We start from the raw sequence: 11,545 nt of genomic DNA on the forward strand, positions 1-11,545 counted from the left end.
TCGCCTGCTCAGTGGAACACCGCTATCAGCAGAATCACCACGGACACGACAAAGAGGATGACCATGGCGGCCAGGAAGTTCCGGCCGTCAGGCGGTCGCCGCCCCGCCCCGCGCTCCGGATCGGCATCCCGGTCGCGCCGGTCGTCGGTACGGGGGGCGCGGTCGGCCCCGAAGTAGCGGGCGAGGCGGTGGAGGGCGGAGCCGGACGGACGGCCCGGGGGCCGGTCGGGCCGGGGCGGCTCGTACGGCGGACGGGGGGCGCCGGGACCGCCCGCCGGGGCCCCCGCCGGGTAGGTCTCCTGCCGGGGCGGGAGCCGGGGTGGCGCGAGTGGCGCGGGTGGGGGTGTTGGCGCGGGTGGGGGTGGGGAGGGAGGAGGCGATGACGGTGGTGGGGGTGATGACGGTGGTGGGAAGGGTGACGCGGTGTACGGCAGGGCCGAGTGGCCCCGGTCCGGCGCGGCTTCGACGGCGTACCCGTACGGCGGCCGGGGTGCGGATAACGCCGGTGTACCGGGCACGGCAGGGGTGCCCGGCTGCGGGGGCGGCGGCGCGGGCGCGGCCGGGGCGGAGCCGCTGTCGCGCCATCCGGCCCTGACGATCGCCAGCCAGACGGCCTTGTCCAGTTCCGAGGACTTCTCGCTCTCCAGGATCTGTTCGACGGCGGCCCGGCCGACGCCGCTCGCGTCGCCGCTCAGCCGTGGCAGCAGTTCGATCAGGCGGGAGCGGAAAGGCCCCACGCCGGCCAGCGGTCGCACCGCCCAGCCGTACAGCGCGGCGGCGTTGGCCGCGCGGGTCTCACGGGACGGCAGGCCAACGGAGGCAGGCCACGGCCGGTCCCCGACGAACAGCTCCCTCCTGAGTACGGCGTCGCACAGCTCGTGGCGGAGGTTCCTGCCCCAGTTGGCGTACCGCCCGGCGATCTCCCCCACCAGCGCCGAGACCGCCGGGTAATGCAGCCCGTCCTCCTCCACGGCCGCGATCAGGCTCTTGCCGGTGCAGCCGCGCAGGGCTTCCTTGACGTTGCGTGAGGAGGCGTTCGGCTCCTGGAAGGTGTGCAGCACGGCCAGGAGATGGCCGAGTTCGACGGTGATCTTGCGGCGGGGCGTGAAGAACCCGGCCGAGTCCGGCGCGACCGGCCACTCCGGCGGAACGGGCCGGAACATCCGGCGCCCCTGCCGTCGCGGCTCGGACATCTGCTGGAGGGGCGGCGGCGCCGGGGTGTACGAGGGCGCGGGCGCCCCGTACCGGTCGTCGGGCCGCCGGCCGTACGGGTCGCCGTACCGTTCGCCGTCGCGCCTGTCGCCCTCACGGCGGTCGTCCTCGCGACGGCCGTCCTCCCGCCTGTCGCCATCATGGCGGCCGTCGTCACGACGGCCGTCCTCACGGCGGTCGCCGTACCGGTCGTCGGCATGGCGATCGAGGTCGTGGCGATCACCCTTCCGGTCGTCGCCGTAGCGGTCGTCGCCGTGGCGACCGCCGTCGTGGTGGTCGCCGTACCCGCCGTCGTCGCCGTAGGGGGCCCGGCGTTGCCGGTCGTACGTGTCGCCCGCCCCGTATGCGTACGCGTCGCCCGCCCCGTACGGGTTCCGCGGCTCCTCAGGGCGGTCGCGGTCGAACGGCACCCGCTGCGGGGACGGCGAGCGCTCCTCGTACGGATCTCGCGGATCGCGATCCCTCGACCCCCCTTCCCGGCCGCGTGGCTGCCGCTCGGTCAGCCGCGCGAGCGCGTCCTCCGCCGAGTCCAGGAGGTTGCCGCGCGCGCCGGGCCGCCAAGGGCCCGAGAGCGCCGCCAGCGCCTCGGCCACCTCGTACTCGCGGCCCTCGCCCCGTTCGATCCGGCGCAGATAGTGCCCGACCAGCCCGGCCGCCAGCGCCTGGGCCCGGTCGTCGGTCCGTTCACCGGGATCCGTCCGCAGCCGCTCCGTGGACTGCGGGGCGGGGCCGGGCCAGCGCCGTACGAAGACGAAGCGGGTCGCCGGGGTCTCGACCGTGTCGTGCGTCGCGAACGTCCACCCGTCGGGCGACACCCCGCTGAAGATGCCGTACAGCCCCCACAGCATCCGGCCGGGCGCGTCGCCGCCGTGCCGGTCGAGCACCGTGAACCGCCGGCCCGGGTGGCGCAGCAGCTCCGCGGCCATCGTGGTCAGGGAGTCGGCCAGTGCGGGCAGTCCGGCCAGCAGCGTGCGCTGCCCCTTCTCGGACGAGGCCAGCAGTTCCGCCACGCGCACCTTCTCCAGTACGCCCCTGACCCTGCCCAGCGGCAGTCCGCTGCCCTCCCACTCCCAGTCGTGCAGCCCGAGGCAGGTCTCCGGGTCAAGGGTCTTGGCCGGGCCCAACAGGGCATGGCACACCGCCCCCGAACGCCCGTCCGCATCGACGAGGGGGGCGCGGCGTACGAACAGCAGCCGTCCCCGGTCCCCCAGTCTGACCAGGGCCGGGACCGTCTCGGAGGCCGTGGTGCGCAGCAGCGGCGCGGCGGTGTTGAACAGGTTCTCCGCGGTGTCCCGGTCGCAGGACCAGGCCACCGGGCCGAACCCGGTCGTGCCGAGGCTGTTCTCGGTGTCCCAGCGGAAGACGATCTGGTCCACCAGCTCTTCCTGACGGGCGATCGGAGCCATCAGGTCCCCACCTCTCTCAGTTCCGCTCCGGGGAGGAGCCCGCACATGGCGAAGATCGACAACAGCGGTGCCAGGACGCGTCGCGGTCTGACTCCATGGGGGTAGACATCGCCGCGTTCCTGCGCCCCGGTCGCCGCCACGAAGTGGAGCGTGCAGCGCGCGCAGTCGTCGAACGGCTTGAGCCAGGCGGGGCTCCCGTGGTGGGAGACGAACGCGTAGGCGTCACGGCTCTCCGCCCGCAGGGTCTCCTCGTCCAGCTCCACGGGCAGGGCGCGGCTCAGCCAGCGGTCGGCGGACGGGTCGAAGCGGATCAGGTCGCTCTTGTTGAGGGCGACGGCGGCGGGCGCCTCGATGTAGGCGCCGAGCCGGGGGATCCGGTTGAGGACGGTGGTGAACGCCTCGTCGCCCAGGTCGCGCTGCTGGAGCCCCGTCCGCGCGCGGACGGGGCCGAGCGCCGGGAGCCGCAGGGCGCGCAGCGGGTCGAGGACGAAGATGAAGGCGCCCACACCCATGAGGAAGCTGGTCACCTCGCCGTTCTGCGCCAGGTCCTCGCCCGCGAGGTCGAAGAAGACCACGGGCCGGGTGCCGTCGGCCCCGGTGACCAGGAGGCCGTCCGTGAAGTGCGCGAAGGAGGCGTGCCCGGTGGATTCGAGCACCTTGCCGCGGTGCAGCCGCTGGACCCGTTCCTGAAGGAACTCGCGGTGGGTGTCCGGGTTGAGGGGCAGGCACTTCAGTCCGTACGGTTCCAGCCCGCCCTGTTCGATCTCGCCGAGCATCGCGGCGAGCAGATGGGTCTTGCCGGCCGCCGAGCTGCCCACGAGGGCGATGGTGAGCGGTTCGCCGCTGTTGAGGTAGGGGACGGGCAGATAGTGCGGCGCCCCCGCCGGGGCGTGCGGGCATGCCTGGTACGCCTGGCGCAGCGCGTCCTGGTAGTGCATGGGGCGCCGTTCCGCGCTGAGGTCGAGCGGTTTGGCCACCTTCTTGGAGTCGAGGGTGACCAGCCGGCTCTGGTCGAAGGAGACCGGCAGCAGACAGTGCGGGCAGAGCGTGGGGCGGCGCAGCGGCTGCGCGGGGCGCGGGGTGTGCTCGACGGGCCGGGGCGGCGGTACGGGGGCCGTCCCGGTCAGCCAGGAGCGCAGGGAGCGGCGCGGAGGCGGCGACTCGTAGTACGTCAGGTCCTCGGCCGTCTCCTCGGACGGTTCGTCCCGCCCGGTCTCCAGGCGCTTTTTGGCGCGCAGGATGTCGAACTCGGCGCGGGCCCTGCTGAGTACGTCGGCGCCTCCGGGGGTGTGCGCGAGCGGGTCGGAGACGTTCAGGAGCCGCATCAGTTCGCCGGGGGACGGGCGCAGGTCGGCGCGCGGTGCGAAGGCGCCGCCCTGGTGGAGTGCGGCGAGCCGGCGGAACTCCCCGAGGTCGGCGGGTGGCCCCGCACCGGGTCCCGGGCGCCCGGCCAGCAGGAAGTAGACGAGCTGGGCGACGGACCACAGGTCGTCCCTGGGGTCGGCCCTGCCGGTGCCCTCCCGCTGCTCGGGGGAGGCCCAGGGCGCGGCGCCGTAGGCTTCCCGGGGCTCGTCGGCACGGAGCGCGCCGTAGGGCTCGGCGAGCCGGACATGGGTGCCGTCCCAGCGGACGGTGTACGGGGTGATCGCCCGGTGGACCAGTCCCACCTCTTCCAGCAGCCGTACGGCGAGGACGAGTTGCGTGATCACCCTGGTCTGTTCGTCGACCGTGAGGGTGCCCTGGCGGCGGGCGATCGGCTCGCCCTCGGGGACGCGGTAGAGCACGAAGGGCTCCGGAGCCTCCAGATCGAAGCCGATCATGCGGGTGAAGACCTCGCCGTACCGCTCGGAGCCGTACCGCCGCTCCATCGCGACCCCGGCGCTGACCTGACGCTCCAGCGCGTTGTACGCGGCGGAGTCGGTCTGCGCGCTGTAGGGCAGCCGGTACTGGAGGACGCGCCATCCCTCGCCGAGGGTGACCGGGCGGGCCAGCAGCGGGGCGGGCTCGGGCATCCGGAGGTCGCTGTGGAGCCGGGCTCCGAAGCGGACCGCCTCGCCGCTGTGGGTGAAGAACTCCAGTTCCACGCAGTCGCCATGGGCCCGTGGGCCGCCTGACCCGTTTCCGGTGGGACCGGCCGCGCCGGGCCGGTCCCCCTTGCCGCGGGGGGTACGGCCGGGCTCCCCGGCGGTGGGGTCGTCGCCCTTCCTCGTACCGTCGTTGCCTGTGATCATGGCGCGTCCCTCTGTTCGGCCCGGACGGTCCTGACGATCTCTCCGCGCAGCGGGACCAGCCGCAGCACGCCCGCGTGCCGGCCGCCGGGCGTCCACACCACGTCCTCGCCCGCGCCGGCCCCGCTGTCGTGCGCGGGGTCCTGTTCGGTGCCCCGGCGCATCGCCTCGGGCGCGAACCTGACCCGTCGTATCCCCATCGGGTCCCTGGACAGCATCCTGCGGTCCTCGGCGGCGCACAACGGCACCACTTCGTCGGCCTCGTCGGCGGTGGAGATCAGCCGGGCCGCGTTGTCGGCCGCCACCCCCAGCAACTCGGCCGCCCCTGGGCGCAGTTCCGGGTCGCGGGCGAAGTGCGGCGCCGATGTGGCGCCGTCGCGCAGCAGGACGGCGTGCTCCTCGTCGAGCACGTCGAGCAGCGGGCGGCGCAGGGAGACCCGGCCCGCCTCGGCCGGGTCGCGTTCGACGGCGGCCCACCGTCCGGCGAGGATCCCCCGGACGCCGTGGGCGAGATCGGCGAGGAGCGTGTCCACGAGGGCGGGGCCGCCGTCGCCCCGCTCGCGCTCCAGCCAGGGCGGATCGGCCGGGGCTGCGGAGGGCCAGGGGTCGGCGGGGAGGTCGTACTCCGGCGGTGCGGCCTGCTCCGTGTCCGCCGCGCCGTCCGACCAGCCGTCGTCGGCGGAGCTGTCGCCCCAACTGTCCCAGTTCCAGGAGTCGCCGGGCTGCTGGGCCGGGCCGTCCTGGGCGAAGCTCTCGCCGGCGGTGCGGTCCGTGGAGTACGTGGACCGGCTCGCCGTGTGCGCGGCTCCGCCCCGGGCGGCGGTCGTCAGCCGTTCCTCGACCGTCTCGGCGAGGCCTCTCACCATCAGGGAGATCGCGCGCGCCCCGTCCGAGCAGTGGTAGCGGGCGTCGGCGAAGAGCCAGTCGTGCAGGACGGTCTCGACGAGCAGCGCGTCGACCGCGACGAGGGCGTCCGCCGCGAACTCCGTCTCCGTGTCCCGCCACCACAGGTCGACGGCGACCGTCCAGTCCCGTGCCACGAGCAGCCCGAGGGCGACGAGCGCCGTGCCCAGCCCGGCGGCTCCCGCCCAGAGCGGCAGATCGAGCAACTGCCCGGTCAGCGCGCCGCCGGCGCCGCCCGCCACCCCCGCGACCAGCCGGAGGCCGGAGCGGGTGCCGCCGCCTCCGTCGAGACGGCCGTCGTACGAACGGCTGGGCCTGCGCCGGACCATGAGCAGGGTCAGGGCCGCCGCCGCGAACCCCGTCAGCGGGCCCAGTGCCCAGCCGAGCCCCGGCCACAGCCCCGCGACGAACGCCAGCAGGAATACGGGCGCCGCGTGGACGAAGGGCGAACCCCGCACCGTGAACGGCGGCGGCACGGCCGGCTCGGCCACCCGGCGGGCGGGGCAGATCTCGTCGAGCCTGGCCAGCCGCGCCGCGCTGCCCGCCGGGGCGGACAGGTCCGAGAGCGCGCCGAGCCGGGCGGCGACGGAGCGCAGCGGCAGCCCGTACGCCAGCAGCCGTTCGGTGTACGTCCGCAGACCGGGGCCTACGTCGGCGCGGGGCGCCTCGGGGAGTTCGGGCAGTTGGATGCCGCGCTTGAGGAGACGGCCGCGCTGCTCGGGCCGGAGCCGGTCGCCGCCCCCGTCGCTGAGGGCGCCCGCGATGGTGTCGCGGTACACGCCGAGCGCCCTGGAGAGGTCCTCCAGCCGCTCGGGCAGGTCCACGGCGCGGGCGCGCGGGGTGAAGAGCGCGGTGGGGCGCCGTACCTGTTCGTATCCGTCCTCGGCGTCCCGCAGCGCCCGGTCGGCGGCCAGCCGCGCTTCCTCCGCCGTTCCGCCGGGCACCAGGCAGGAGCCGTCGGCGAGGAGCCCCGTCGGCACCTCGCCGAGGAAGCGGCCCAGCCCGGCGGGGACGGAGTCGCCCGCGTCGGAGCCCGGCGCCGTCGCGCCGGACCGGGCCCGGGTCTCCGTACGCGCGCCGGGCGAGCCCTCGGTGACGAGGACGGGCGCCGGGACGTCCTGGCCCGCCAGGTTCTCCAGGGTCCGCCGCCAGGCGCGGGTCCTGGCCTCCTCGGTCAGATCGTGCTCCAGAACCTGGGCGGCGGGCACCGCGACACCGTGCAGAACCTCGCCCAGCTCACCGAGGACGGTGTCGAAGAGGGCCGCGTCGGCGAGCAGTTCGACCAGCGGGCGCAGCGCCTCGTCGGCCTCCTCGGGGAGCGGTACGGACCGGCCGTCCCGGCCGCCCGCCCCGGCGAACACATCGGGGATCCAGAGCACCCCGGCGGACGGCGGGCTCAGCGCGTGCGGACGGCGCAGGGCGCGGTCGCCCCCGCCGCCCTGGGCCAGACAGAGCACCTGGGCCGGTCCGTACGCGTAGAGCCGTTCGTAGAGAAGCTGGTGCGCGACGAGTTCGGCGGCGTCGTCGAGGACGAGGAAGCGCCGTACGTCCGACTGCCGCGTCCGCGCCAGGGCGTCGCCCACCTCGCCGTGGAGGGCGGCGGGTGCGTCGGCCGGGTCGCCGCGGTGGCGCAGGTCGAGGCAGACCACCCCGGCCTGGAGTCGGTCCGTGATCACAGCCTGGTCCCCTCCTGTCCGTCACCGCGCCGGCGCGGCGCGCCCCGCCCCGCATCGCCCCGTCCCCCGTCGCTCCGTCCCGGGTCGCCGCGTTCCCCGTCGCCGCGTCCCGGGTCTCCCCGACGCGGGGCTCCCCGGTCGGTGTCGCCGGGTTCGCCGTCGTCCCAGTCGTCCTCGTCCCACGGGTCGGCCGCGCGTGCCGGGGCGGCTGCGCCGTCACCCTCGTCGGGCTTGGGCTCCCGGGACCGGACCGGCTTGCGGTACGGCGATTCCCCGTACCGTGACTCGTCGTGGCTGAGCTGCTCGTCGTGGCGAGGTTCGTCGTACCGGAACTCGTCGTAACGGGGCTCCTCGTGGCGGAACTCGTCGTGGCGGGGCTGCTCGTCGTGGCGAGGTTCGTCGTACCGGGGCTCCGTGCGCCGGGGCCGCTCGGCAGGGGGCTCCTCGGCACGCGGGTCCTCGTACGGCGGGTCCTCGTACCGCCGTGACCGGCTCCGCGTGTCCTCGGGGCGCGGGTCGTCGTAACGGGAGGGCTCGGGCCGGGCGTCGGCGTACCGAGGGGCCTCGTAGCGCGACGGCTCGTGGCGCGCGTCGGCGTACCGCGGATCCTCCTCGTAGCGCGGGTCCTGCTCGTGCCGGGAGTCCTCGTGCCGGGAGTCTTCATACCGGGAGTCCTCGTACCGCCGGTCCTCGTCGTACCGCGACGGCCGCGCCTCTCCACGCGGCCGTTCCTCATGGCGCGGTGGCTCCTCGTGGCGGGGTCCGACGACCCTCGGCTCCTCCGCGCGGTGCTCCGTGGACGGCGCCGCGCGGCGGTGGCCGTTGGTCCTCGCGGCGGGGGCTCCCCTGCCCGTTCCCGCGCCCTGTGTGTGGCGCTGGTCGAGCGCGCGCAGGGTGGGCCGGGTGGGGCGCTGCGCGCCGGGGAAGCGCAGGTCGAGGGCGCCCGCGAAGGTCACCTCCCAGAAGTGCCGCAGCGGTACGAGCCACTCCTCGTCCTCCGCGGTGAACTGCCCCGACAGCTCGTTCAGCAGGGTCAGTTGGCGGGGCGCCACCTCGTGGACCAGCCGGTGGAAGAGGCGGGAGGGCGGGGCGGGCGTGGTGGAGAGGCCGGTGGGCTGGGTGCGCATCAGCCGGTCGCAGAAGTCCTCGATGATCTGTCCCTCGTCCAGCAGGGCCCACTGCTCGTAGGCGCGCAGCAGCCCCGCCCAGCTCGACACGTTTCCGTCGAACGAGTCCAGCCGCAGCGTCATCGTCGCCGAGTCGCCCTCCTGGAGCCGGATACGGATCAGGTCGGGTGAGGACGGGTCGCCCTCGATGTCCACGCGGTCGTTCCACATCGCGCAGAGCAGCCGGTGCAGAATGCGCCTGCGGTCCTCCTCCGTGCTGGCGAGCCAGTCGTCACGGTGGCCGAGGCGCTGCCTCCAGTGGAGGAAGTCGTCGCCGCCGGAGGCTTCGCGCGCCTCCGCCCACAGCCGCAGCGCGTGCCGGACCTCGGAGACATCGGTGAGGCTCATCCCGCTGCGGAAGAGCACGACGGTGATGGACTCCGCCTCCACGGCCCGGAACTCGGGGGCGGTGCCCGGGTCCCTGGGCAGGTTCAGCTCCTGCTGGAGGTAGCGGGCGGCCCGACCGTCCGCCTCGCTCTGCGGGTGCACGATGAGCACCTTCAGCGGGCCGCTGCCGTCCGGGGTGAAGCCCACCGGCAGCAGCCCGGCGAGCTGGGAGCGGAACTGCTCCAGCCAGCGGCTGTCGACCGTGGCCTCCGCGTCCTCGTCCCCGGCGGCGGCGCGCAGCAGCACGCCGAGGGAGGGCAGCAGGGGGCGGTCGTCGAGCACGCTCGCCTCGCCGAACAGCGCCTTGACGCGCCGCTCCACGACCTGCTTGATCTCCTTGACCGCGGCGCGCGGGGAGCGCCGTACGGCGTCCAGGGCGCGCTGCCAGTCCTCGGGGTGGACGAGCCTGTTCAGCAGCCCGGCCGCGTCCGCGTTATCCGGCAGGCTCTCGTGCTGGGCCAGCCGGTCGAAGACGTCGTCGTAGAAGGCGCGGAGATTGTTCTGCGGGGGCAGCAGGTACGAGACCCCCGTGCGGTCGTCCCGGTACAGCTCCTTGCGGCGCTCGGCGAACAGCTTGCGCTCGTCCTCCTCGTGCGCGCGCAGCGCCCGGACCAGCTCCGTGACCTCCTTCATGGAGCGCATCAGCGGCGGGCGCCAGCGCGACTCGTGCTCCTTCCAGCCGCGGTGCCACTGCCGGTTGGCCCGCCAGCGGTACCACGCGTCCTGCTCGTCCACCGCCTCCTGGACGTCGGGGTCGCCCCAGCGGGCCGGCACCATGCCGCCCACCGAGCCCTTGATCCGGGGGATCGGCGGCGCGGAGGGCTCGACGCCCTCGGGGCGCTCCGGGTCGTTCTTCCGGTTGTCCAGCATCCCGGCGAATCCGGCCTCGGCCGGGCGCTGCGGATGGCCCGGCAGCCCGGCGATCACCCGTTCGAGCCGGAACGGGCCGAGCAGGCCGAGCAGTTCGCGGGCGCCGGTGCCGGGCTTGAAGTCCTCCACGAGCCGGGGGATCTCCCGGTCCAGCTCCCGGTCGAGCCGGCCGAGACCGTCCTCCATGTCACCGATCCGGTCGCGCAGCGCCTGGCCGATCGCCCGGCTGCCCTTGGGGAGCGGGTCGGGCGCGGGCACCTCGGGCGCCTCGCGGGTCCACAGCCGTCCGATGCCCGACCGGTCGAAGAGGTCCCTGACGAGCTGGGTGCCGTCCTCGTCGTGGCGCCGGGCGTCCTCGGTCATTCCCCGTACGGCCTGGGCCAGCAGCCGTCCCGCGACGATCTCCGCGAGGTCGTCGACGGGGACGGTGAGCGAGGCGGCCAGGCTCGTGGACATGCCCCGGTAGCCGATTCCGGAGCGGGACGGGGTGGAGCGCTCGACGCTCTTGTTGACGAACCCGGCGGCGAACGACTGGTGGTCGCCCTCCGCGCGTCCCTGGGCGGTCTCCTCGCCGAGTTCGGTGCCGATCAGGGAGAGCACCATCGCGGTGATGGACCGGCGCAGGTCCTCGGGCCGGATACCGGAGGGCCGGCTGAAGAGGAACGCGGTCTGCACGGTCGAGGGGCGCAGCGCGACATAGCCGTCCCCCGGGTAGCGGACGCCGAGCACACCGCGCTGTCCGACGTCGCCGAAGTCGGCCTGCGCGTCGGGCACGTTCTGGTCGTCGACCAGCCGGGAGAGGTCCACCAGCGCGCGGGCCGAGTTCAGCTCCGCCTCCCGGCCGCCGCCCGCCTCGGGCGTGAACGCCGAGGGCATGACCACCAGCGGATAGATCTTCACCCCGGGCACCTTGGACTTGCGGAACTCGTGCCCGATGAGGTGGAGGAAGTCGTAGAAGATACCGGCGCCGGTGCCGCCCGCCACGGAGAACGCCACGAACACGTCGCAGCCGCGGATCTGCCGGCCGCCCATCTCGCGCAGATCGCCCGCCGATCCCGAGATGGTGCCGATGGCGGCGCGGAGTTGGCGCAGCACCGGTTCCAGTCCGCTGCGCAGGGTCGCGAAGAGCGCGGCACGGCCCACCGTGGGGAGCTGTCCCGCGCCGGTGTGGAGCGGCGCCACGCGTGGCTGCCGCTCCTGGGACGGCAGCCAGTCGTGGGTCTCGTCGTGCAGGGCGACCCGCAGCATGCGGGTCACCTCGGGCGAACTGTCGTAGTTGGCGGGCAGCAGGTCGTGGATCACGCGCGCGGTACGGGCGTACGCAGCCGCCTCGGTGCCCTTGGCGCTGAGGTGCGGCAGCCGGTTCAGCTCGGACTCGCTGAAGTCGGCGTACACGAACTGGAGGCAGTCCGGAAGCTGGAAGGGGGCCCGTCGGCCGTCCGACACCAGTTTCGTCCCGTCGGGTCCGCACAGTTCCCGGCGCAGTCCGCGTTCCAGCTCGGCGCCGATTCTGGCTCCGGTGCCGCCCAGACCGACGAACAGCATGGGCTGGTAGATCTTCATGTCGTCTCCCGTAGGGGGGGGGGCGCCGCCCCCCGACCGCCCCGCCGGCCACCCAAAAAATAAAAAAGAAATAAACTATGTATGCGCGCCCGCCCGCCCCGCCCCCCCCCCCCCCCGCCCGCCGCGCCCCCCCG

The 11,545-nt window shown here is 74.5% G+C and carries 4 protein-coding genes; all 4 read right to left on the bottom strand.

Translation table 11 applies throughout. The features are described from left to right. Positions 1-8: 8 nt before the first annotated feature. The 4 genes from ACFXPK_RS19680 to ACFXPK_RS19695 are packed head-to-tail and all read right to left on the bottom strand — an operon-like array spanning position 9 to position 11,411. Positions 9-2,618, bottom strand: coding sequence for a hypothetical protein (locus ACFXPK_RS19680; RefSeq protein WP_385077055.1), 2,610 nt, complete (start codon positions 2,616-2,618; stop codon positions 9-11). After that, positions 2,618-4,849 (bottom strand): hypothetical protein, encoded by a 2,232-nt coding sequence (locus ACFXPK_RS19685; protein ID WP_385077058.1) that lies wholly within the window; start codon positions 4,847-4,849, stop codon positions 2,618-2,620. Before ACFXPK_RS19685 ends, ACFXPK_RS19680 begins: the two co-directional genes overlap by 1 nt. Continuing rightward, positions 4,846-7,425 carry a hypothetical protein gene (locus ACFXPK_RS19690; RefSeq protein WP_385077061.1) on the bottom strand — a complete coding sequence of 860 codons (2,580 nt, stop codon included), beginning with the start codon at positions 7,423-7,425 and terminating at the stop codon, positions 4,846-4,848. Before ACFXPK_RS19690 ends, ACFXPK_RS19685 begins: the two co-directional genes overlap by 4 nt. Next, complete coding sequence (locus tag ACFXPK_RS19695) at positions 7,422-11,411, bottom strand: tubulin-like doman-containing protein (protein WP_385077064.1); 3,990 nt, start codon at positions 11,409-11,411, stop codon at positions 7,422-7,424. The genes ACFXPK_RS19690 and ACFXPK_RS19695 overlap by 4 nt, the downstream gene beginning before the upstream one ends. Positions 11,412-11,545: the final 134 nt, after the last annotated feature.

Origin of the sequence: Streptomyces sp. NPDC059142 (assembly GCF_042755665.1) — a bacterium.
GTDB lineage: Bacteria > Actinomycetota > Actinomycetes > Streptomycetales > Streptomycetaceae > Streptomyces.

Bases quoted from the DNA above. Each gene is read 5' to 3' on its own strand.
- ACFXPK_RS19680 (WP_385077055.1), bottom strand. From the start codon at position 2,618: ATGGCTCCGATCGCCCGTCAGGAAGAGCTGGTGGACCAGATCGTCTTC.
- ACFXPK_RS19685 (WP_385077058.1), bottom strand. From the start codon at position 4,849: ATGATCACAGGCAACGACGGTACGAGGAAGGGCGACGACCCCACCGCC.
- ACFXPK_RS19695 (WP_385077064.1), bottom strand. From the start codon at position 11,411: ATGAAGATCTACCAGCCCATGCTGTTCGTCGGTCTGGGCGGCACCGGA.